This window comes from Chlorogloeopsis sp. ULAP01 (assembly GCF_030381805.1).
Taxonomy (GTDB): domain Bacteria; phylum Cyanobacteriota; class Cyanobacteriia; order Cyanobacteriales; family Nostocaceae; genus Chlorogloeopsis.
This window is the reverse complement of sequence record NZ_JAUDRH010000024.1, coordinates 17,510-40,773: the sequence shown is the minus strand read 5'-3', so window position 1 is coordinate 40,773 and position 23,264 is coordinate 17,510. Positions and strand designations below refer to the sequence as shown.

General features: G+C 41.4%; 22 protein-coding genes. 11 read left to right on the top strand and 11 right to left on the bottom strand.

What is annotated here, in order from left to right; genetic code table 11:
- Positions 1-670 precede the first annotated feature (670 nt).
- Positions 671-1,342: a LabA-like NYN domain-containing protein gene (locus QUB80_RS33590; RefSeq protein WP_289793798.1), complete on the top strand. Its 672-nt coding sequence runs from the start codon at positions 671-673 to the stop codon at positions 1,340-1,342.
- 78 nt (positions 1,343-1,420) lie between these two features.
- Here the strand turns inward: QUB80_RS33590 and crtD are convergent, their stop codons facing one another.
- Positions 1,421-2,935, bottom strand: coding sequence for a C-3',4' desaturase CrtD (gene crtD, locus QUB80_RS33585; RefSeq protein WP_289793797.1), 1,515 nt, complete (start codon positions 2,933-2,935; stop codon positions 1,421-1,423).
- A 188-nt stretch (positions 2,936-3,123) separates the two neighbouring features.
- Here crtD and QUB80_RS33580 point away from each other — a divergent pair, with 188 nt between their 5' ends.
- The 3 genes from QUB80_RS33580 (at position 3,124) to rpiA (ending at position 6,144) form a co-directional block, all read left to right on the top strand.
- Positions 3,124-4,410 (top strand): M16 family metallopeptidase, encoded by a 1,287-nt coding sequence (locus tag QUB80_RS33580; protein WP_289793796.1) that lies wholly within the window; start codon positions 3,124-3,126, stop codon positions 4,408-4,410.
- A 69-nt stretch (positions 4,411-4,479) separates the two neighbouring features.
- Positions 4,480-5,343 (top strand): fructosamine kinase family protein, encoded by an 864-nt coding sequence (locus QUB80_RS33575; protein WP_289793795.1) that lies wholly within the window; start codon positions 4,480-4,482, stop codon positions 5,341-5,343.
- Between the two features lie 90 nt (positions 5,344-5,433).
- Complete coding sequence (gene rpiA / locus QUB80_RS33570; protein WP_289793794.1) at positions 5,434-6,144, top strand: ribose-5-phosphate isomerase RpiA; 711 nt, start codon at positions 5,434-5,436, stop codon at positions 6,142-6,144.
- 72 nt (positions 6,145-6,216) lie between these two features.
- On the opposite strand, the gene QUB80_RS33565 is transcribed toward rpiA, so the two are convergent.
- On the bottom strand, positions 6,217-7,623 hold the full coding sequence (locus tag QUB80_RS33565; protein ID WP_289793793.1) for an MlaD family protein: 1,407 nt from the start codon (positions 7,621-7,623) through the stop codon (positions 6,217-6,219).
- Positions 7,624-7,719: 96 nt separating this feature from the next.
- Positions 7,720-8,502 (bottom strand): ABC transporter ATP-binding protein, encoded by a 783-nt coding sequence (locus tag QUB80_RS33560; RefSeq protein ID WP_289793792.1) that lies wholly within the window; start codon positions 8,500-8,502, stop codon positions 7,720-7,722.
- Between the two features lie 314 nt (positions 8,503-8,816).
- Here QUB80_RS33560 and QUB80_RS33555 point away from each other — a divergent pair, with 314 nt between their 5' ends.
- Complete coding sequence (locus QUB80_RS33555; RefSeq protein ID WP_289793791.1) at positions 8,817-10,331, top strand: phytoene desaturase family protein; 1,515 nt, start codon at positions 8,817-8,819, stop codon at positions 10,329-10,331.
- 26 nt (positions 10,332-10,357) lie between these two features.
- Here QUB80_RS33555 and QUB80_RS33550 read toward each other — a convergent pair whose 3' ends face one another.
- A complete protein-coding gene (locus QUB80_RS33550; RefSeq protein WP_289793790.1) occupies positions 10,358-10,993 on the bottom strand; it encodes a restriction endonuclease subunit R in 636 nt (211 codons plus the stop codon).
- Positions 10,994-11,226: 233 nt separating this feature from the next.
- On the opposite strand from QUB80_RS33550, the gene QUB80_RS33545 reads away from it, so the two are divergent.
- On the top strand, positions 11,227-12,489 hold the full coding sequence (locus QUB80_RS33545; protein WP_289793789.1) for a thioredoxin domain-containing protein: 1,263 nt from the start codon (positions 11,227-11,229) through the stop codon (positions 12,487-12,489).
- Positions 12,490-12,507: 18 nt separating this feature from the next.
- On the opposite strand, the gene QUB80_RS33540 is transcribed toward QUB80_RS33545, so the two are convergent.
- Both QUB80_RS33540 and QUB80_RS33535 read right to left on the bottom strand, forming a co-directional pair.
- Positions 12,508-13,434 (bottom strand): DUF1350 family protein, encoded by a 927-nt coding sequence (locus QUB80_RS33540; protein WP_289793788.1) that lies wholly within the window; start codon positions 13,432-13,434, stop codon positions 12,508-12,510.
- Positions 13,435-13,677: 243 nt separating this feature from the next.
- The gene (locus tag QUB80_RS33535) at positions 13,678-14,241 is read right to left on the bottom strand and encodes a hypothetical protein (RefSeq protein ID WP_289793787.1); all 564 of its coding nucleotides are present in this window, start codon (positions 14,239-14,241) and stop codon (positions 13,678-13,680) included.
- A gap of 274 nt (positions 14,242-14,515) precedes the next feature.
- Between QUB80_RS33535 and QUB80_RS33530 the strand changes: the two genes are divergently transcribed.
- Positions 14,516-14,803 carry a hypothetical protein gene (locus QUB80_RS33530; protein WP_289793786.1) on the top strand — a complete coding sequence of 96 codons (288 nt, stop codon included), beginning with the start codon at positions 14,516-14,518 and terminating at the stop codon, positions 14,801-14,803.
- 18 nt (positions 14,804-14,821) lie between these two features.
- On the opposite strand, the gene QUB80_RS33525 is transcribed toward QUB80_RS33530, so the two are convergent.
- Positions 14,822-16,132 carry a dihydroorotase gene (locus QUB80_RS33525; protein ID WP_289793785.1) on the bottom strand — a complete coding sequence of 437 codons (1,311 nt, stop codon included), beginning with the start codon at positions 16,130-16,132 and terminating at the stop codon, positions 14,822-14,824.
- 10 nt (positions 16,133-16,142) lie between these two features.
- On the bottom strand, positions 16,143-17,495 hold the full coding sequence (locus QUB80_RS33520; RefSeq protein WP_289793784.1) for a histidine phosphatase family protein: 1,353 nt from the start codon (positions 17,493-17,495) through the stop codon (positions 16,143-16,145).
- Between the two features lie 432 nt (positions 17,496-17,927).
- On the opposite strand from QUB80_RS33520, the gene QUB80_RS33515 reads away from it, so the two are divergent.
- The 3 genes from QUB80_RS33515 to QUB80_RS33505 all read left to right on the top strand — a co-directional run bounded on the left by QUB80_RS33515 (position 17,928) and on the right by QUB80_RS33505 (position 20,552).
- Positions 17,928-19,469, top strand: coding sequence for a Ycf46 family AAA ATPase (locus QUB80_RS33515; protein WP_289793783.1), 1,542 nt, complete (start codon positions 17,928-17,930; stop codon positions 19,467-19,469).
- Between the two features lie 159 nt (positions 19,470-19,628).
- On the top strand, positions 19,629-20,168 hold the full coding sequence (locus tag QUB80_RS33510; protein WP_289793782.1) for an SH3 domain-containing protein: 540 nt from the start codon (positions 19,629-19,631) through the stop codon (positions 20,166-20,168).
- 198 nt (positions 20,169-20,366) lie between these two features.
- Complete coding sequence (locus QUB80_RS33505) at positions 20,367-20,552, top strand: hypothetical protein (RefSeq protein ID WP_289793781.1); 186 nt, start codon at positions 20,367-20,369, stop codon at positions 20,550-20,552.
- Positions 20,553-20,670: 118 nt separating this feature from the next.
- Here QUB80_RS33505 and QUB80_RS33500 read toward each other — a convergent pair whose 3' ends face one another.
- Both QUB80_RS33500 and petN read right to left on the bottom strand, forming a co-directional pair.
- Positions 20,671-20,838 carry a hypothetical protein gene (locus QUB80_RS33500; protein ID WP_289793780.1) on the bottom strand — a complete coding sequence of 56 codons (168 nt, stop codon included), beginning with the start codon at positions 20,836-20,838 and terminating at the stop codon, positions 20,671-20,673.
- 7 nt (positions 20,839-20,845) lie between these two features.
- Positions 20,846-20,935 carry a cytochrome b6-f complex subunit PetN gene (gene petN, locus QUB80_RS33495; protein ID WP_010998401.1) on the bottom strand — a complete coding sequence of 30 codons (90 nt, stop codon included), beginning with the start codon at positions 20,933-20,935 and terminating at the stop codon, positions 20,846-20,848.
- Positions 20,936-21,024: 89 nt separating this feature from the next.
- Between petN and QUB80_RS33490 the strand changes: the two genes are divergently transcribed.
- Positions 21,025-21,486 (top strand): hypothetical protein, encoded by a 462-nt coding sequence (locus tag QUB80_RS33490; protein ID WP_289793779.1) that lies wholly within the window; start codon positions 21,025-21,027, stop codon positions 21,484-21,486.
- A 77-nt stretch (positions 21,487-21,563) separates the two neighbouring features.
- Here the strand turns inward: QUB80_RS33490 and QUB80_RS33485 are convergent, their stop codons facing one another.
- The gene (locus QUB80_RS33485; protein WP_289793778.1) at positions 21,564-23,150 is read right to left on the bottom strand and encodes a B12-binding domain-containing radical SAM protein; all 1,587 of its coding nucleotides are present in this window, start codon (positions 23,148-23,150) and stop codon (positions 21,564-21,566) included.
- Positions 23,151-23,264: the final 114 nt, after the last annotated feature.

The window sequence follows — 23,264 nt, the reverse complement described above, 5'->3', positions numbered from 1 at the left end:
AAAGGCAGAGGGCAGATGGTAGAAGGAAAGGCAACAGAGGTGTTTCTTGCATTTGTTGCTTGCGGTGAAAAAGCCGTTAGTTAGAGACTTAATATTTGTGGTATCTCCTCACACCAATTGAAAAATTGATTCAGGGCAGATGGATTACCGGAACCCGAAGATAGAAGGCAATTTTCAATTCCATTTCCAAAACTTGTACTGAGCTTATCGAAGTATCCAAAATCGTATAACCTGATGATAGTTCAAAGGTTGGAACTCTGAATCTGTATTACCTGCCCCACAGTCAAGTCGACAATGAACTAGAATGAATTTTTATGCTAATAGGGGTAAAACAGATTTACCAGGCACAGACTACAGTGCTGTAAAGTTTAGAACACTAGTTTGCATTTACGTTACATATGTTATAAAAGGGATTTAATTGCTACACAAAGCTACTGACAATATCTCCTGCCGATTTTCTCATCTGGCATAGATTGTTCTTTATATAAAATATGAGCTATCATCTTTGGCCAAGTAGTTGTAATGTGACACTCTATATTGAGCAAGTCCACACTCAAACAAAACTTTGACAAACTGTAAGAAAGCTGAATGTGCCTTTGCGCTAACAATCACAGTCTTTCATTGACAATTTGTCTTAACAAATTTCTTGAATTTACATTTAGAGGTAATAATGACTATTGCTAATTTTAACAAAAAAAACAATCAAAATCAAGGATGGAAACAGCAACCGCTATATCAAGAACCAAATTTGCTTGAAACGAGTTTTCAAGATGACAACATCGAAATGCCAGATATTTCTAGTGAAGAATCGATTTGCAATGTCTCAAATCGCGGTCGAGTAGTTGTTCTGATTGATGGTTCAAACTTATTTTATGCGGCTTTGCAACTAGGTATTGAAATTGATTATTCAAAATTACTTTGCCATCTAGCAAAAGGTGGCAAACTTTTGCGTGCTTTCTTCTACACTGGAGTGGATCGCACCAATGAAAAACAGCAGGGTTTTCTATTATGGATGCGTCGTAATGGTTATCGTGTAGTCACCAAAGATGTAGTGCAATTTCCTGATGGTTCTAAAAAAGCCAATTTGGAAGTGGAACTTGCTGTAGATATGATGACTTTAGCTCCCTACTGCGATACTGTGGTTTTAGTGAGCGGGGATGGAGACCTTGCTTATGCTGTTAACGCTGTCTCCTACAAAGGAGTAAGGGTAGAGGTTGTCAGTTTGCGTTCTATGACTAGCGAAAGCTTGATTAATGTTGCTGATTGCTTCATTGACATCGACAGTATTAAAGAAGAAATTCAAAAGGCTTCCCATTCCCATTCTCAGGTTAGCTATATGTAGCCTCTTAAAATTAGGGGCTAGGGGCTAGAGAAGATAGGTTTTCATTACCTGCTATAAGCTGGTATAGGGCATCTCACACTAACTCCTTTTAAATTCTGCTTCTATTTGCTTGACTACTGTCAGTGCAGAGTAACTGACGCCTGCGGTACCTTCACCGGGATGGGTTGAGTCACCAACTAACCACAAATGATTGATGGGTGTACGATTGGCAAAACCAAAAGGCCCAAACGTAGGTATTCTTTGACCAATACCACCAACAATTCCTTGCTCGCGTGCTGTGAACTTTGCAAATGTGCGGGGTGTTGCTGATTCTACATGAATAATAGTTTCTGGTTTCAAGTAGAAGAATTGAGCAAGGCGAGCGATCGCATCTTCTGTATACTTTTTCTTTAAACCTTGATAATCTTCTGTGTGCCACCAATTTTGCGGATCTACAAAAGTGGATGCAATAATTGTGCTTCTTCCGGCAGGCGCACGACCATCCCCTGGATGACTAACGGATACAAACAAAGAATTATTCTCACCAAGCGGGCCATTCAGATCATACATAAACTGTAGGTGGGGTGGACATTCAAGTGGAATAGCGCTTTCATCTACACCTAAATACACTACAAAAGCACCTGATGCGGGTGGTAATTTTTGCACGCGCTTTTGATATCCACGGGGCGCTTTTTTACTTAGCAATTGCATTAAATTTTGGACGGTAACATTAGCAACTATGCAATCTGCTGGTTCTGTCCACACTTCCCCAGTTTGGCGATCGCGAATTATCACTGCCGTTGCTTTGCCATGCTTGACGATAATTTGTTCGACACTATGGCGCATTAACAACTTTCCGCCATCTCTTTCGAGGGCTTCTACTAGGCGATCGCTCAGTACCTGCATACTACCTTGGAGATGAAATAATCCTTGCGGTTGTTGTGATACGTTCAATGCCGTAGCCGCGTAAAGTAAAGCAGTTTCCTCTGCATTCACCTGAGAATATAACTTCAGTTGCAAATCCAAAAATGTGCGCAAACGCCTATCATTTTCTAGCCCATAGGCACGCAAAGCATCACCAACTGTAAATAAGGTATAAGGCACAGTAATTAATGTACCTGGACGTACGGCTTTAATTAGTTGCGACAAATCCCAAAGGTTGCGGGGTGGTAGTACCGGGTTGCGTCCTTGAAATTCCCAACTTGCTTTAAATAATGCTGCTATTAACTGCCAAAAAGGCTCACTGCCTGGAAACTGCCTTTGCCGTTCTTCTTGCCATTTTTCGGGAGCGCGCCAAACATTAATAGGTGTTTGTTCTCCAGGTAAATAAACAGCACAAGCAGGATCGCAAGGCGTGGCTTTTGGTAATTCAATTGCTAATTCTGAGAAAATCCGGTGGTGGATTCCTCCTGGCTCCAATCCTGCTACTTGGGTAGCCCCGACATCAAAGGTAAAGCCTTTGCGCTTAAAGGTAGAAGCACAGCCTCCTGGTACTAAGGCTTGATCCAAAATCAGAACACTATATCCTCTATGCGCCAATAATGCTCCAGCAGTGAGTCCGCCGATTCCAGCACCGATCACGATCGCACGGGATTTGTTTTTACGACTGGTCATTGAAGATTTCTTTATATTTCTTAATATTTATATTCATAATTTTATCTGATTGTTGCGATCGCCATAACAAAAGTACCTTCACAACACAGGTAAGAATCAGTAAATTTTCTATAGTGAAGTGATATCTTTACAATGCTCAATTAAAGCCTATGTAAGATATAGAGTATTAGTGTTCCTCTGAATAACCCATGACCTCAACCCTGCTAAAACTTCCTCGCCTGAATGCACCAACACTGCACCAATTGCCCAATGGTTTGACAATCGTGGCTGAACAGATGTCGGTGGAAGCAGTTAATCTCAGCTTGTGGGTTAACGTTGGTTCAGCCATAGAAACGGATGCAATTAACGGCATGGCTCACTTTTTAGAGCATATGATTTTTAAGGGAACTGAGCGACTAGCAATAGGGGAATTTGAACGTCGAATTGAAGAGCGGGGTGCTGTTACCAATGCCGCCACGAGCCAGGATTATACTCATTACTACATCACCACTGCTCCTAAAGATTTTGCCGAGCTTGCCCCACTCCAAATAGATGTGGTACTAAATGCTAGTATTACTGATGACGCCTTTGAACGGGAGCGATTTGTCATCTTAGAAGAAATTAGGCGTTCTGAAGACAATCCCCGTCGCCGAACTTACACAAGGGCAATGGAATTAGCGTTTGCAGAGCTACCCTATCGACGTCCGGTATTAGGTCCAGAAAAGGTAATTTCTCAACTCCAAGCCCAGCAAATGCGGGACTTTCATAGTAGTTGGTATCAACCTCAGTCAATTACAGCTGTGGCTGTGGGTAATTTGCCAGTAGAAGAATTAATTGAAATTGTTGCCGAGGGATTTACACAAACTGATCGCCATCAAAAAACAACAACTAGCAATCAACATTTAGCGATCGCTCCCGAACCAAAATTTACAGAAATTGTCCGCCATGAATTTATTGATGAAAGTCTCCAGCAAGCAAGACTGGTAATGCTTTGGCGGGTGCCAGGGTTGATACAACTCGATGAAACTTATGCTTTAGATGTTTTGACAGCCATTTTAGGACACGGGCGAACATCTAGACTTGTCAGGGATTTGCGGGAAGAACGGGGACTAGTTTCTCATATCTCTGCGAGCAATATTACTCATAAACTCCAAGGGACATTTTATATTTCTGCCCATTGTTCGGTGGAAAATTTAACTGTTGTAGAAGAGGCGATCGCCCAAAATATCAGGAGACTGCAAACAGAGATTATTCCAGAGTCAGAAATTGCCAAAGTGCGTCAGCGAGTCGCGAATCGGTTTATTTTTGGTAACGAAACACCAAGCGATCGTGGCGGATTGTATGGCTACTATCAAACATTGATAGGAGATTTGGAACCAGCCTTTGATTATCCAAACCATATTCAGGCACAGGATGCAACTGACTTGATGGCAGCAGCCCAAAAGTATCTTTCTCCAAATGCTTACGGTGTAGTAGTTCTCAAACCACATCAGTAAACAGTTATCAGTTATCAGTATTAGATAATGTTAATTGTTCCCTGTCCCCTATCCCCTATCCCCTAAAAAATGTGGACTGAAATTGATGCCCATATTAGCCAAGTAAGTGGCGAAAAATTTTGTTCCTCACAGCGACGCAGCATTGGTGGTGGATGCATCAACCAAGGATATGCTGTCTTTGACGGTAAGCGTACCTACTTTGTCAAGCTTAACCAAGTATCTCAAGCTGCCATGTTTGAAGCAGAGGCGTTGGGTTTACAGCAAATGTTTGATACAAATACAATTCGCATTCCCAAGCCAATTTGTTGGGGAACAGCAGGAAATTCTTGCTATTTAGTGTTGGAATGGCTAGAGATTGGTTCAGGTAATACCAAGTCTTGGGAAGAAATGGGGCGTAATTTAGCGGCAATGCACAAAACTACTAGTCAGCAAGGTTTTGGGTGGGAAATCAACAACACTATCGGTTCTACACCGCAAATCAACACTTGGACATCAGACTGGGCAGAATTTTATGCCAAACATCGCTTGGGTTATCAATTTCAGTTGGCAAGACGGCGGGGCGGGCGTTTTACCCAAGCAGAAGAATTACTGGCAGCTATTCCTGAACTATTGGAAGGACACAACCCGCAACCGGCTTTGGTACATGGTGATTTGTGGGGCGGGAATGCTGGGTTTAGCGTGCAAGGAGAACCTGTGATTTTCGATCCGGCGACTTACTTTGGAGATAGAGAAGTCGATATCGCAATGACAGAACTTTTTGGTGGTTTTCCAGCAGCGTTTTATCGGGGATACAACGAGATTTTTTCTCTAGATGAGGGATATGAGAAGCGAAAGACTTTGTATAACTTGTATCACATAGTCAATCATTTTAATCTGTTTGGTGGCGGGTATGAGTCTCAGGCTAATAGTGCGATCGCAAGAATTTTGCGGTAAATTTTGCTTCTAAAACTTTAACTTTTAACTTTTTCACTCTCCCACTCTCCCCTACTATGGACTATAGTCAGTTTTTCAGGAGTTTTGGGAATGAGCGCAGCGACAGATCCCGTGAAATTGATGAAGCAAGAAGTAGGCAAAGCTGCCGCAGCTTTAGTCAAATCAGGTTCTATTGTCGGTTTAGGTACGGGATCAACAACAGCATATGCCATTCAGTTTATCGGAGAACGCCTTCAGTCTGGTGAACTAAAAGATATTGTTGGTGTTCCTACCTCTTTTCAAGCAGAAGTTTTGGCAAAGCAATACGGTATTCCGTTAACCACTTTAGACACTATTGACCATATTGATATTGCCATTGATGGTGCTGATGAGGTAGATCCGCACAAAAATCTGATTAAAGGTGGTGGTGCGGCACATACTCGTGAAAAGGTAGTAGATTATTTAGCTAATCAATTTGTTGTCGTTGTCGATGGTGGCAAATTAGTTGATCGCCTGGGTTCAGTTTTTCCTGTGCCAGTAGAAGTGATTCCAATGGCAGTCACGCCCGTGATGCAGGCAATTGAAAAGCTGGGTGGTAAACCAGAACTCCGTATGGGAGTCAAAAAAGCTGGCCCAGTAATTACCGACCAAGGTAATATGGTAATAGATGTTAAGTTTGAGACTATAGATGACCCTGAAAATCTAGAGAAAACACTGAATAATATTCCTGGTGTTTTAGAAAACGGTATCTTTGTCAATTGTGCCGATGTAGTTTTAATTGGCGAAGTCAAAGACAATCAGCCTGTGGTACGGAAAATATAAATTTGTAGAGACAAATTTTATATGCGATCGCAACAGTCAAAACAATGAGATTGCGATCGCTTTTTTGTTGGCTCATTTAGCAAGTTCCTCTTGCTGTCGCTGCTTTTCGTACTGTCGTAACTGCTGCAATAACTTTTGTTGAGATGAATTTAGAGATTCAAAATTCACATTTGGTTGAAGTTGTTTGTTAGCACTTGTCATAGCAGGAGGTGAAATGTGAAACATCAACTGGTGTTGACTTTTTTCTGGTGCTGTTAGTCTGACATTTGGATTTTTAATGTCCGTTTGAATTGCATCTAAGGTAGACGCGACTTTGACTTGCTGTTGCATTTGCTCAGTAGAAGATACCAAACCACTCAAACCATTAATCAACTGCTTAATTTTTTCTCGCAAAGCAGGATCGCCAGTTATATCATCCAAATCAGAGGTAATTTTCTGAGTATTTTCAAATGTTACTCGTGCAGAATCCAAAGTTTGTTGTAGTACCAACAGATTACTAGGAGTATTTAGCGCTTGGGTAGCATCACGCAAATTAGCTGAGGCTTGGGCAGCATTTGCCGAGAGGGTTTCTAAATTTTGTAGTAACTCTCCTTGCGTTAACCGATTTACAGTCGGCGATAGGCTACCAACTGTTGTTCGCAGTTGGTTGCTGGTTTCGGTAATATTATTTAACGCTGTAACTAGCGAAGAACGATTTGTTGTCACCAGGGTATTAAGGTTATTGAGCAACTGATTAGCTTGATTTGCAGTTGCACTAATTTCCTGGGCTGTAGTACCAAATTGAGCAACAGTTTTAGAAGTGGATACACTGATTGTATCTGCTGCATCTGATACCGCATTTGCAGCATTTGAAAAACTACTTAACTGTTGTTGCGTAGATTTAGTCAAATTAGAGATATCACGACTGAGTTGAGCTACTTCGGCTGCGGCAACAGAAGTGTTTCTTAATGCTTCATTGGCATTGCCATAGAAGTTTGGCTGAGTATAAAGAACAGCCAAGCGACTGGTAGTGCGAATCAATTCATCAAGGCTAATGCCAATCTGACCTTTTAATCGTGAGCCATTACAAACAATCAAGCTAGGATCGCAATTTTTGTCTAATGGTTTAGCAGCAACTTCTTGGGAGGTTAATGGTGATTTGGGTGTAATGTCAACGATACTTTCGCTAATCAAACCGGATTGATTGGCTTCTACTGTGACATCACGAGGGATAATAAGGTTAGGATCGGCAATTTCTATTTCTACTTCTACATTGTTTGGCCCTGGACGGATAGCAGAAATATTACCCACCTTAACGCCGCGATAACGAACCGCAGCCCCCTTTTGCATCCCACCAGCGTTAGCAAATTCAACAAACACTTTATACGAACTTCTAGCAGCAGTAAAGCGATTTAACCATAAGATAATCGCTCCAAATACGCCTAACCCCACTAATATCAATAATCCGACAGAACCTTCTCTCAATGTTCGCGATCGCATTTTTTCTCCTCCCTGTTGTTAATTGCTAATGGTTAATGGTTAATTGCGATGAACAATTAGCTATTAGCACTTAGCAATTCAAAATCCCGTATTGTCTTAACCTACTACTTGAATTGGCCCTGATACCCTTCCACTCATAAACTGTCTGATCAAAGCATTATCTGTGCTATCGATTTCGTTGACTGTACCCTGCCACTGCACTTTACCTTGATAGAGAAGGATAATTCTGTCTGCTGTTCGGCGAATAGTACTGTCTTGGTGAGTGACAATTGCGTAGGTGCCACAAGCTCCCTGCGTAGATTGTAACTGCCTAATTAAATCTTCTATGACTGTGGAAGCGATCGGGTCGAGTCCAGCTGTCGGCTCATCATAGAGTAAAACATCTGGCCCTTCTTCGGGGTGTTCAGGATTAGACATAATCGCGCGGGCAAAACTAACTCGTTTTCGCATACCTCCAGAAAGTTCAGCAGGATAGCGATCGCCTATTCCCGGCAAACCCACCATCTCCAATTTCTCTTCAACCAACTCGCGAATACGCGCTCTTGGCAGTTTCGAGGATTGATATAATGAAAACCCTACATTTTCCTCCACAGTCAGTGAATCAAATAACGCCGCTTGCTGAAATACCATTCCAATGCCAAGCGGATCGGCTCCATCCTCAATCAAACCCTCTCGCCGGGTTCCTTCTATATAAATTTCTCCTGCATCAGGGGCAATTAACCCCGCGATCACACGTAAAATTGTCGATTTACCAGTGCCACTAGGCCCTATTATCCCCAATGCTTCTCCTTGATAAATCGTCAAATCAATATCATCTAAAACCTTATTATTACCAAAGGACTTAGAAATTCCCTTTAATTCAATCAATGGTTCGATCATTAGTCAATGGATATTGGATAGTGGATAGTGGCTAGTGAATAGTGGTAAACAACCAACTACTGTACGGGCGGGTTTTGTTGATTAACTTTCGGTTCAAACCGATAACTTATCTTCTAAACCCGCACGGCAGTCGCACTCGACGCGCTTAACCCGACGCCAGGTGACGCCAGTCGCTACAACGCGGGGAACCCGCGCAACGCGCTGGCTCCTTTATGCCGGGGAACCCGTCCACCGCACTGGCTCCGCAAGGGCGCGCTGCCTCCCCTACTAACTACTAACTACTAACAAACAACAAAAATTAACAAACAACAAAAATGCAAGATAGTGATGTCATCGTTATTGGTAGCGGTATTGGTGGATTATGTGCTGCTGCGTTAATTGCTCGTTATGATCAACGCGTAATTGTATGTGAAAGCCACACAATTCCTGGTGGTGCTGCTCACAACTTTAGACGAAGGGGATTTGAATTTGATTCTGGCCCTTCATTCTATTGTGGTTTAACAGATGCCCAAAGTCTAAATCCCCTCAAACAAGTTTTAGATGTTTTAGGTGAATCGTTAGAAGCCATACGCTACGATCCCTTGGGACATTACCATTTTCCAGAAGGTACCTTTGCAGTTTACAGCAATACCGAGCTTTATCGTCAAGAGGTAGCAAAATTTACTCATTATGGAGCTACGGAATTAGAGCGGTTTACCCATCGCCTCTTGCCTTTGTACGAAGCAATGAAAGGCATACCCAGTTTAGCACTGAGAGCAGATTGGCAAATAGCTCCCGTCTTGCTCAGGCATTATTTACCATCTTTGTGGAAAATGCTACCCCATTTACCCCTTGTTCAAGCTTCAGTAGGTAATGTAATGGATGCTACAGTAAATGATTCTTGGGCAAGGCGGCTCATCGATTTAGAATGCTTTCTACTGTCTGGTTTAAAGGCACACAGCACTATTGCTCCAGAGGTAGCTTTTATGTTGGGCGAACGTTCCCGTGCTGGTGTTGAGTATCCAGTAGGTGGAAGTGGAGCAATTGTCAATGCCTTAGTGCGGGGATTGGAACGCTGGGGTGGAAAGTTGCTCTTGGGGTGTCATATTGAGCAAATTCTAGTAGAGGCTGGGAAAGTTGTAGGCGTGCGATCGCGAAAAGGCGAAATTCTCAAAGCGCCTATAGTAATTTCTAATGCCAGTATTTGGGATACTTACACAAAACTTTTGCTTCCTGAAGACTTACCAGCATCTTATCGTCAAGCGGCTTTAGCTACGCCAGCAGTCGATAGCTTTATGCATTTACACTTAGGTATTCGTGCCGATGGCTTGGAGAATTTGACAGGACATCATGTAGTAGTTCACGACAGCAGCGAGGATATCACCGCACCAGGGAATACTTGCATGATTTCAATTCCCAGCGTTTGGGATGCAGCACTTGCTCCCAAAGGGCATCATGTAGTTCACGCCTACACCCTAGAACCCTATGTCGGTTGGGAAAGAAATCAAGAATATGAACAAAAGAAACAAAAAAAAGCAGAAACTTTATATCGCGCCCTAGAAAAAATTATTCCCGATCTTAGACAGCGTGTAGTTTTAGAACTGATCGGTACACCACTCACCCATGCTTATTATTTACGGAGATATCAGGGAAGCTACGGCCCTGCGATCACAGCAGGTAAAGGAATGTTTCCAGGGCCACATACACCAATTCAAGGATTATATCGTGTTGGTGACAGCACTATGCCAGGAATTGGTGTGCCAGCAGTAGCAGCATCTGGTATTTTGTGTGCGAATGGTTTAGTGCAATCATCGCAAACAGTAGATTTGTTGAAGAGTTTGGGGGTTTAATAACATTTCATATTCAACATTCTTTTTTATAGTTGGCAAATGGCTTTTAAAACTTGTAGCAATTGCATGGAACGTTCTCTTTCCATCAAATTTAATTCTGGCATCAGGTGATAAATAGGAGGGTTTCCTTGTTGGATATAAACAAACTGGTAACTTCTGCCATTGGTCGTTAAACCCCAAACTGATTTTTGATTATCTATACTTTTGTAAGCGTATGTGAGTAATTGAGATAAACCTGTTGATATGTCTATTTGACTATTTTTAGATTCAATTAACAATACCCAAAAATATACTTGTGGTTTTGTATGTTTAGCCTTACTAACAGCTAAAATATCAAATCTTCCTTTAATTATTAAATCTTCATCTTCCACTTCAATATCAGCAATATCTTCTTCCAAGCGAATCTCAATAGGATAGCGATAAAAGCCAGCTAATCTGAGTAAGGGTGCAACTACAAGAAACTTTACCTGACCTTCGGAAACTTTACCAGATGTGAGATAGCGCCGAAAGTCATCTCTAATTTGCAGAAGTTCTTGTTGTTCTAACTCTGTGAGAAGTTCTAAAGATAACAGAGGTGAGAATGATTCAATATACTGTTCTTGGAAGCCAAAAAGACGCTGCACCTCTTCTAGGGATAAATTGCGAGTGTTAAGGATAGTCATTTGTTTTTGCTGAATGGGATAGTATAGCGTATATGCTGCACAGATTATTGCTTTATATTGACAGTGTAATAATTTGTTTTTAAGATAGCAAAGCAACAAACACAATATTAAGTTGTGCTAGGTTTACACAAAAATTTAAGTAGCCTATTTACAAAGATTATACTGGGAACTCAATTAGCAGATAATAGTTCTAATTAGTTTAACTAAACTAATGCGCTTATTTACTTGTAATTATGAAATTCACTAGTTTAAAAATTCCATTTACATTGATGCTAATTGGCATCAGTCTTTCACAACTAGCTTATTCTCAAACTCCTATATCAAAAATATCTAAACTATCTCAAGAAGTTGCAAAACTACGCCCACAGGGGCAAAGCGGGTTAGAAGTATTTCTCAAATCTTACGTTAATCAATTAAATTCTTCACAAATTCGAGCAGCTTTAGACGAAGTTTGTCAGCAACAAGACTGTTACGCTTCCAAGCTTTACTGGTACACTGACTTAGAACAAGCAAAATCTGCTGCCAAAACTAGTGGTAAACCAATTCTATCTTTACGGTTGCTAGGTAAATTAAATACAGATCTCAGTTGTGCTAACAGCCGATTTTTTCGGGTAGTACTTTATCCAAATGCTGAAATTTCTAAGAAACTAAAAGAAGATTTTATCCTGCATTGGCAATCAGTGCGTCCTGTACCGAAAGTGACGATTGATTTTGGCGATGGACGTAAATTAGAACGGACAATTACAGGTAATAGTATTCACTATATTCTTGATAGTTCAGGGCGTCCAATTGATGCTATCCCTGGATTATACGGTCCTAAAGCTTTTTTAAGTCAACTACAACAGGCAAAAGCAGCAGTAAAGGAAATTAGTAAACGTAGCGGCTCGCAAAGGGAGGCTTTTTTACGCCAGTATCACCGCGATCGCCTCAATATTATTCAAACCCAATGGACAGCTGATTTATCTCAGCTAGGTATTCAATCTCCACCACGAATGGTAGAAATTCCTGCCAATTCCAATGAAACTCCAAATGCTACAGTAGCAGGTTCTCTGGCAGTAGCAAAGATGAGATTAGAAAGTCCAATGCTAAATACACTCCAGCCTCAAAAAATTCAAAACACTTCTTCAGAAATTACCGATCAAGCAACTTGGAATAGAATTGCCCAATTGTATTCTGCTGATGCCAAGCTTGATGGAAATAGTATTTCTTTAATCCGCGCTAAACAAAATCAGTCTGCCAAAAACCCGGAAGAGAATTTAACCAGACTGATTCGCAATTTTGAAGCTGCAATGGCTCTTGATACAGTTAGAAATGAATATATGCTGCACAGACAAATTCATCAGTGGTTTGTACAGGGTAATCAAACAAGCAATGTAGAGGCACTAAATGAAAGAGTTTACGCTGAATTATTTTTAACTCCTAGTTCAGATCCTTGGTTAGGGCTTGCCCCAAATGATATTTACAGTGCAATTGATAATGATGGCATTCGTAAGTGAAATGGCATTGTTTACTCCTTAACTTGACAATGGCACTTCAGCTTTACATCCTTCTAACAATCGTTTTCGCAATGTCTCTAGAACTTTGTCTACATAATCTACCAAGTTACTATTTTCGGTAGCCAAAGGTTCTAAATGCCATCCTTCTAATTCAAAATGAAGGAGTGGACATTTTCTTAAGTGCAATTGTTCAATGAAAAAACTGACATCATCTTTTGCAATACAATCCGATTTAAAGGAAATTATTGCAGTTAAGTTAAATAATTTTTTGCTTTGTGTAATCATACATCGAGTTTGAGAACCATTTGGAAATACAAATAAGTTAAGAAAAGGGTTTTCGACACCAGCAGTATTACTAATTTCCGGTGCTAGTAGTAAAGAAGGTTGGTTGATAATAAAATTATTTTGATATTCAATTTTTCTTTCTACTAAATTTTCGATTTCCTCTACGGCTTGGTTGATAGTAAAACTAGCCGAAATAATATCAGACTCTACCTTATTAAAGCTAGTACCAAGACAATGCTTTAAAACGAAATCTCTTTCTGAATGCGCGTTACTTAAAATTTCCAATAGAGCAATATATTTACATCCTAAACTATGACCTAACCAATAGTAATTAGAGTTATTCAAGTACTTTTCTAGTTCCTCCTTTGGTGTTTGTCCATCTTGGATGATTTTTTGGATAACTGCTAATCTTAGTCTAAATTGTTCTTCTAATAATGAAATTGCAATTTTCCAATGATCAAACCCAAGTGGATTCAATGGAAATTTATAAACAAAGATTGTATAGCCCTTTTGAAATAAATCTTGAAAAAGAGATTTATAATAATGAATTGGGAAAGAGCCAAAGACAAAGCTGCCAATAAATTGGACAATCCCTTTTGGATTGGGGTGAATAGCGACGTAGCTACGCGAAATCGAATGAAACTCTGGTATTGCATCCATAACAAATCTCCTAATTAACTAAATCTTAAATACAATCTTTTGTAGTGAAACCACTAAGATACAGTAGTAACAAAAATTTAATAAGTTTCTGTTGTCGAATTCAGTTTACGTTTTTAGAAAGCGTGGGTTTATTAAGCTAGAAATACTAAAGATTTCTGGATACTCTTAGAGTAAGATGCAATTAAGTATGGGAATAGACTCAAAACCTCAAATACCCACGCTGAATTATAATTTTCTATGAACCTAAAGTGGGCTACTTTCTAGCTTAAAAAGAGAGCTTCCTGTTGCTGTCGGCAGACTATAAGCAATTTGATCTAGCTGAGGAGGATTAGCTGCTAAATCCTTGAAAAAGGTTCCTCGGTGTTCAGGAGTTACTAGAAGCGTAACCTCTGAAAGGTTTGAAAGTGCTGATACAAATATTTCTACATAACCACGCACTTCAAAGTTTTTTTCGTTGATTAGTTCTCCATTATTCCTAATAATATCAGGCTGCAAGATGAACAAGACTGTATCATTAGCGTTTATGGGTATGGTAAATCTTTTTTTGTTAGGATTGAAAGGACTTAAATCGCCTATTATATTGTCTCCTCCTGTGTCTAAAAAAGTGATAGTTTTGTCAAGATCCAGCTCTGGTGTAACTGCTGTAAATACAAGAGATACTAGTACATCGGAATTTATAGTATTAGCAAGAGTTAAAAAGTAACCTTGAATAACTGTACGACTGAGGTTTTCAAATTCAGCTGGTACATTTGGCAAACCAGGTGGCAATTGAGGCTTGACGAGAAGTTCAAAGGTTGAAAGAAGCATAAATTCACCTTATTGAGTAAAGACTAAAGTTCCCAGAAATTGAGAACATGAGCTATTTTTTAACTGTTGCAAAAACATCCAAAAGCAATCAGTTAAAATCAGCAATAGCTATCACGATAGTTATTGTTAATTTGTAATACCAAATTGGCACGCGGGAGTCTTGTTTCAAAATTCTGGACTAGCCTATGAATAAAATGTTTTTAATCCAAAATCCGTCTTGAAAAGCTTTGAGCGGAGGAAACCTCCGATCAAACTTTTCGCAAAATCACGCCACGTGACGCCAGGTGCTACCCTGCGGGAAGCCGCACAACGCACAGGCTCCTTTATGCCGGGGAACCCTTACTTTCGCTTATCCGCCTTCGGCGTCTACGCCAGTCATCGGCGCGGAGGGAAACCCTCCAAGAGTGCTGGTTCACCAACGCAGTGGCTCCAAAATCCACGCATTGGTATAAGCTCTTGGTATTCATTCAAATGCCAATATGAAAATTTCTTAGTTCTTTACAAAACTTTTCAATACAAAATTATTCTATGTATAAATAAAAATATCTCTGGTGAGCGTTAGCCTTAATTACCCCACCAATTAACACCAAATCTGCACAACCTTTCCTTGTAGCTGTTGCCCCAACCAAGGCGTATTATCAGAGAGTGTATGCAGGCTTTGCCTTTCGACTTTCCAACTTTGCTGCGGATCGAATAAAGTTAATTCAGCCTTTTGCTCTGGCGCGATCGCACTCGGAGTTTGGTTTAAACATTCTGCCGGGCGGCTACTCAATGCCCGCCACAATTCTAAAGCTGTAAATTCCCCGGTTTCTACTAGAGATTGCCACAATAAGGGCAATGCTAACTCAAAACCAATTGCCCCAGGTGGTGCTTCGGCAAAGGCGACGGTTTTTTCTTCGTAGGTGTAGGGCGTGTGATCGATTGCGATCGCATCTATAATTCCCGTGCGTACTGCCTGACGCAATGCTTGCAAATCTGCGGGAGTTCCTAAAGGTGGTTCCAAGCGTAGGCTGGAATTGTAACTTTTCACAGCTTGCGTATCAAGTAAAAGGTGCATCCAGGTGGTGCTAGCTGTGATCGGTAAATTTTGAGCTTTGGCTGCTGCAATCACTTCAACACTGCGGGCAGTAGAGACGCGCATGATATGTACAGGCGTATCCATAGCGGCGACTAACTCAATTAAAGCAGCGATCGCACTCGTTTCCGAAGCAGCAGGATTTCCAGGTAAACCAAAGCGAATTGAGTCTACTCCTTCGCGCATCACACCATTGCCCATCAGTTGGCGATCGCAACACCAAAGTGCAATTGGTTTAGCCAACGGTTGGAGATATTCCAATACCCGCCGCACCAGTACCAAATTTTCTAAAGGCTGGCGATCAGCAAAACCAACAACTCCCGCCACAGCTAATTCTGCCAATTCTGTCATTTGCTTCCCAGCAACTTCTAAGGTAATTGCACCCCAGATGTTGAGATAGGGATAAGAAGACGCGGAGATCTCATTCCCCTTATCTCCGTGTTCCGGTGTCCCCGTGTTCTTATAGCCGTGTGTCTTTTGTAACAACTGTGCTACTACAGCAGGATGATCGATGGATGGGGAAGTGTCGGGTAAGATGCTGATTCTGGTAAATCCACCAGCTGCGGCAGCTTGCAGTAGAGATGAAAGGGTTTCCCGTTCTTCAAATCCTGGTTCTCCAGAGTGGCTATACAAATCTACTAATCCTGTTCCCAGAACCAATCCACGACAATCTTGGATATGAGTATTACTAGGGATATCAAAAATGTTACTGGCAATGAACTGAATGTAACCGTTGCTCAAAAGCACATCGGCAATTTTATCAGTTCCAGAAACAGGGTCGATTACCCGTACTTGTTGTAGCAAAATGCTCGTCATAACATAAATTTTATAACGCTCCGGCTGCGGTTTTATCTAACACTCCTCCGCCCAAGTGAGCAGTAATGTTCATTGCTTGCAGCACTGGTAAACCACTCAATCCTGAGGGGTAGTCAATCACGCTAACTGCACCATTGCCTTGGCGGAAGTTCCAAAAGTTTTCTGCTGATAAACCTAGAATCTGACAAAGCAAGCTTTTGTTAGTAGCATCGTGAGCAACTACTATTCCAGTTTGGAGTCCCTTTGTCAAGGCTGCTTGCACAACTAACTGCCAAGCCATTGCACTGCGTTCCCAAACTTGTTGTAAGTTTTCTCCTGCTGGCATTTGTACTTCTGCTGGTACAGTGCGCCAACGATGCAACTCGCCTGGAAATTCTTGATCAATTTCTGCTTCAAATTTTCCTTCCCAAAGTCCGTGGCTAATTTCCCTCAAGCCATTCTGTAATTCTAAATTTACGTCAGGATGGTGGCTAAGAATAATTTCGGCTGTTTCTTTAGGGCGCTGCATCGGGCTGGTGACGGCAAAATCCAGCGCTATATCTTTGAGAAATGCAGCTGCTTTTTGTGCTTGCAATCTGCCATTATCGTTGAGAGGAACATCAATTTGTCCTTGAAATCTGCCTTGGCGATTCCATTCAGTTTCTCCATGACGCACCAGCAACAAACGTACTCCCTGATGTTTTGGGCGTAAGGAGGGCAAAGTTTCTCCCAAGTGTTGTGTTTGGTTCATGGATTCTAGTTGAACCGAGTCTCCCAATCCTCCAGAGAAATTTAGCACGCTAATGCCACAGTTAGATTGCTGAATGGAATGATACCGAGATGGGGAAATGCCGAGTGCTGTACTAATTAAAGCTCTATTAATACCGTTATGTCCGACAACTAATATTGTTTCACCCTGATGACGAGGTAAAATTTCTTGCCAAAATAGCCGTGCTTGTTCGTACAAAGCTAAGACAGGAAAATGTTCTCTGCTGCCTTGGGCGTCTTTGACTAGCATCTGGAGTTGATGGGGTTGTTCGTGCCAGATGCGATAATCTTCAGGAAACTTTTGCTTGACTTCAGCCGAAAGCATTCCCTCCCAAGCTGGTAAGTCTATTTCTAAGAGGCGATCGCTCGTTTGAGGAACAATAGACTGCCCAGAATTACTTTCTAGCGAGCTATGGATAATATTTGCTGTCTGTTTAGCTCGCTGTAGGGGGCTGCTGTAAATAGCATGAAATGAAATATTACTGAGGGCTTTGCCTATGAGAGCGGCATCGTTACAGCCTTTTTCAGTTAATGTGGACGTATCAGTGCGCCCTTGGATGCGCTTTTCGATGTTATAGGTGCTTTGAGCATGGCGCACAATGATTACGCGAGTCACTTTTTGCCCTCCTCTCTCTAAAGCACTAATTCTACTGCAAAGTGTTTACGGATTAGTTGGATTGATTTAAATTGCCTGTGATGGAAACTAAAGTGCGATCGCCTTTTTTTGGCTACCTTATCGGCTAGATTGCCCCAACTGCAAGAATGCCAGCTATCCCCTCAATTTTGGACAATATGGGCATCAAAATTAGCAGGATGTTGCCCATTAGCCAAAAAAGCCACGCTCTAGGGTAGATGGATCAATATCTTTAATAGTGGTTGAATGCCTCATCCGAACCAATTGACTTCCCACAGTGGATAATTGATATGGTAAGGAAGTAGTTGTAACAGGAATAGTATATAAAGTAGTACAAATAAAAATAAACTTAGTTTACATTTTCAATTAACAAAAAACTAAATTAGTACGCCAATAGTATAAAAAGGTATAGTAATGACCAGAGGCTTTGAAAATAGCAGGTCTACGACCTTTCGGGATGAATTTAAACTGCTGCTGCGTGCTCGCTATCCCCTCATCTACATTCCCACCTATGAAGAGGAACGGGTGGAAACTGCTATTAAAGAAGAAGCGGCTCATCAGGGTAATCGCCCAGTCTATACTTGGGATTTTGTGGATGGTTACCAAGGCAATCCTAATGATGCAGGGTTTGGGCAGCGTAACCCTTTGCAAGCTTTAGAATTAGTTGAAAAAGTACCTGCATCTGCACCAGGAGTATTTATATTACGGGATTATCATCGATTTTTGGAAGATGTGGCAATTTCCCGTAAACTCCGCAACTTGGCACGACTGCTCAAGTCTCAACCAAAAAATATTGTCCTGTTGTCTCCGCGCATTGCTATTCCTGACGATTTAACGGAAGTTTTGACGGTTGTAGAATTCCCTTTACCTAGTGCTGCCGAAATTAGAGCGGAATTAGAGCGCTTGTTGCTGGCGACAGGACATTCTCCTTCTGGGAAATTTTTGGATGATTTGGTGCGCTCTTGTCAAGGGCTAAGTATGGAGCGTATTCGCCGCGTATTAGCACGAGCGATCGCAACCCACGGCGAACTGTTACCAGAAGATGTAGATTTGGTATTGGAAGAAAAGCGCCAAACTATCCGTCAAACCCAAATTCTCGATTTTTACCCTGCTACTGAGCAAATTTCTGATATTGGTGGGTTAGATAACCTCAAAGATTGGTTACTGCGACGGGGAGGTGCTTTTACTGATCGAGCGCGACAGTATGGTTTACCCCACCCCCGTGGTTTGCTGTTGGTAGGTATTCAAGGTACAGGAAAATCACTAACAGCAAAAGCGATCGCCCATCACTGGCATTTACCTCTACTCCGTCTTGATGTGGGACGATTATTTGGGGGTTTGGTGGGTGAATCGGAATCGCGAACACGGCAAATGATTCAAGTTGCCGAAGCTCTGGCTCCGTGTGTATTGTGGATAGATGAAATAGACAAAGCGTTTTCGGGGCTTGGTAGTAAAGGTGATGCCGGAACTACTAGCCGAGTTTTTGGTACTTTTATCACCTGGTTAGCAGAAAAAACTTCACCTGTGTTTGTCGTTGCTACTGCTAACGACATCCAAGCATTACCACCAGAAATGCTCCGCAAAGGACGATTTGATGAAATTTTCTTTGTCGGATTACCAACCCAGGATGAACGCAAAGCTATTTTCAATGTGCATTTGTCGCGACTGCGCCCACATAACTTGAAAAGCTACGATATCGACAGATTAGCATATGAAACACCCGATTTTTCTGGAGCAGAAATTGAACAAACTTTAATTGAAGCTATGCACATCGGCTTTAGTCAAAACCGCGACTTTACTACCGATGATATTTTAGAAGCTGCCAGTCAAATTATCCCTCTAGCACGTACTGCCACAGAGCAAATTCAAAAACTGCAAGAATGGGCTGCGGCTGGTAGAGCGCGTTTGGCATCAAAACACAGTCCCTTGAGCGATGCTTTTGGTAAGCTACGCTAAGGCTTCAATGCCAGCCAAAATAGCGAGTGATGAAACTCAAGGTTAAGAGTTATGAAGCTCACATCATAACTTTTAACTTCCCAAGAGGCTAAACTAAAAGCGCCTCTACAATAGTCATAATTCCTATTTTCTATCTTTAATGATCCTAAAGTTGTAAATATGCTAGTTGGAATATTAAAATTTTTACTTGGTTTTTCCTTGGCGATCGCTATTTTAATTGGTGGCGGAATTGCAACGGCGCTGTATTTAATGAATCGAGTTTCTGTACCGCCTGCAAAACCGATTTACGCTAATGATAAACCCATAGTGAAAGCGCAAGCTCCGAAACCCAAGGATCAAAAATCAAAACAGACAGCCAAAGCTTCTTCTGGTGCCTTCATACAAGAGTCTACCTCTGCAAGCTCCAGTTCCACAGAAAAAACCCAAGAAGAACTCAAGACTGAGCAATCACCAAAACCTGAAGAATCAACAAAACCATTGCCCTCAGGTGCTTACCAAGCACGCGTGACTTGGCAGCAAGGCTTGACGCTGCGAAAGGAACCCACACCAGATGCAGAACGTGTGGGCGGAGTCGGTTTTAATCAAAGAGTAGTTATTTTAGAAGAAAGCAGTGATCAAGCTTGGCAAAAAATTAGACTAGAAGATGGTACACAAGAAGGTTGGGTAAAGGCAGGGAATATTGAGAAAGTTGATGAATAAGAGAATGCCCAGTCAACACGAAAAAGATTTACTATCCAAAATTAGGATTATGTTCTGTATTTTTAGTGATTCTGAGGTTAATAAAAGTAAAGCTTAATTGCAATATTTATAAAAAGGGAAATTCACCAAAAATATGGTGTTATTTTTGTGAGTAAGCTAACACCTTGATTGGAAAAAATTCCTCAAATAAAACAAATTATGTACAATCGAAATTCCCAGTATGATTGGCTTTCTGCTACAATTACTGCTGCTTTGGGTGCTGGTATCGTCACTTCCTTTGCTGTTAGCCAAGGTCAAAATCCATTAGTAGCATTAGCCATTACTGGCTTGGCGGTGTCGGTGGCATTAATTTCCGAGTATTATCACAAGCAGTCAAGGTCTTGATAATGTTAGATTTTAAATGTTTTTGGATTGCATAACTGAACATTGCAATCTTCAGAAATTGAGAGTTAAGAATTAAAAGTTAAATTGGTAACTAAAAATTCTTAACTCTTAGCTCTGATTATTTTTCCTTTCGCTTGGAAACTGGGCGTCGCTGTTCGCGTTTTTCTTGTTCCTGAAGACGGCGATCGCGCCAACCCGCTAGCGTTAAATAACCAACTCCCCCGGTAACTACTACTAGCAGTACTAGAGCAACCAGAGCCAAAATACTCAGAAGTGGACTTTCCACGATACCTCTACAATCCGTTGCGTCCCCAAACTACCATTGCAATTGACCAGGTAAAAACTACCAACAGTGAAACCCATCCTAGTGTCAGAATCGCCATAGTGCTACTTTCAAACTAATTTACAAAACTACTCCATTATTTATGATACTGGGAATTGTGATTTGTCAGTTCAAGCAATTCCTAGCTAAATGAACAACATCTCGAACATGGATTTGATGACAGAACGCTTAGAATCCTTAAAAGCAGGAGTTTTAGGAGGTTCCTGCCTTTTTTGTGCTTATCTAACTACGTCTTTACTCAATAGTTTAGTTTTGACTAAGCATTTCTCAGTACTTAGCAGCTTAGATATTAAGTCGCTAGATTGGCATTTTTTGTTGAGTGGTAGTTTTGTTGCCTTCTCAGGCTTTTTATTTGGTGTTACCTACCGCTATATTATCCGTCAAGATCAAAATCCACACCTCAAATCAGGTGGAGTACTTGCCTTTGGCTTGGTAAGAGGGTTAACCCAGATAGATGCCGGAGTTACTTTTGCCAGCAATATCCTGCCATTCATTGTAATGGCAGCAGAAAGTGTATTGTGGTTTGCGATCGCTGCCATCGCTGTTGATACAGCGCTCCAACAAAGTTGGATTAAACCTTTTAAGGATTAGGGACAGTAAACAGTAATCAGTCATCAGCGAAGGATAACTGATTACTGACAACTGATAACTGAATCTAGTCCCTATCCTTAACTAGCATAAACTTTTGCTTTCTCCTGCTCTGATACATAGGGCTTTTCAGAACCTTGAGCGAGATATTCCACTAGCTGGGATTCAATTTGCTCGCGGACAATTTGCCGATACTCTAGAAAATGTTCATTATGGGCGCAGACAGCGAGGTAATGCTCGGCAACTCCTGGATTATGTTTGATGATACTAAATAAGTTATGCCAGAATTTCCATCTTGTTTCTCGTTTAATTCCTTGTCGCCAAATGACAATGAACAGCGCTTTGACAACTACCCAATCTGGCATTTTAAAGGGTGCTTTCCACTTCGGCGTACCCATCATTAGAAAACAGCGATAAGTACGATCTAAGTAACGTACTGGATCGTATAAACTACAAAAAGCCTCCACATATTCTCTAGCAATTTCTTCTAGAGGGCGAGTGGGGATAAAGTTCATCAAAGTAGTTTGATTGATATTGCCGTCTTTACCATCCCTGAGTCTTCCTTCTTTATTAAGGCGATGCCACAGTGCTGTATTTGGTAGCGCTTGCAACATAGCGAAGGTAGTCGAGGGAATTGCTGCTTGTTCGGCAAAACGGACAATGCGATCGCCTGCACCTGCTTTTTCACCATCAAAGCCAATAATAAATCCTGCCATTGGGCGCAAACCTGCTTTGATGATGGATTGTACTGCTTCCACAAGGGAGCTGCGCGTATTTTGGAACTTCTTCGTAAGTTGCAGACTATCTTCATCTGGTGTTTCAATTCCCAAAAACACCGCCGCAAAACCAGACTCAACCATCAACTCCATCAATTCTGGATCTTGTGCTAAATCCACAGAAGCTTCGGTGTCAAATCGGAAAGGATAATTGTGTTGTTGCATCCAGACTTTTAATTCTTTGAGCAACAACTTAACATTGCGTTTGTTGCCGATAAAATTGTCATCCACCATGAAGACACCACGCCGCCAACCCAACTCGTAGAGATAATCTAACTCTGCTAAAAGTTGTGCAGGAGTTTTGGTACGAGGTTTGCGACCATATAAAACAATGATGTCACAAAATTCGCACTGGAAAGGACAACCCCGCGAAAATTGAATTGACATCATATCGTAGGCATCAAAGTCTAGCAAATCAAAGCGAGGAATCGGAGTTGTTGTCACATCTGGTTTTTCGGTGGCGTGGAAAGTTCCAGATGTTTCACCTCGTTGAACTGCTTCAACAAACATTGGTAGGGTGATTTCCCCTTCATCGAGAATGAGAAAATCTGCCCCTGCTGCCTTTGGTTCATCAGGCATAGAAGTCGGATAGGGGCCACCCACAGCAACTAACTTACCACGTTTTTTCGCTTCCCGAATTTGGTCGAGCAAATCTTGCTTTTGCACGATCATCGCCGAGAAAATAACTATATCTGCCCATGCCCATTCTTCGTCTGTCACTGAGCGAACATTGCGATCAACAAGCTTAAATTCCCATTCCTGGGGTAAAATCGCCGCTACTGTCACTAAACCCAAGGGTGGCAGCAAAACTTTGCGATTTACTAATGCTAAGATTTTTTCGTATGACCAAAAGGTTTTGGGAAATATAGGATAGACGAGTAAAATCCGCATATAGTTTCCATCCTCCTCACACTCTGAATTATTCCCAAGTTGGCTAAATCAAAAGTGTTGATGATTTTTTTGTTAATTTTGTTTCATCTTAACAAACAAAGTTCCATAGATACG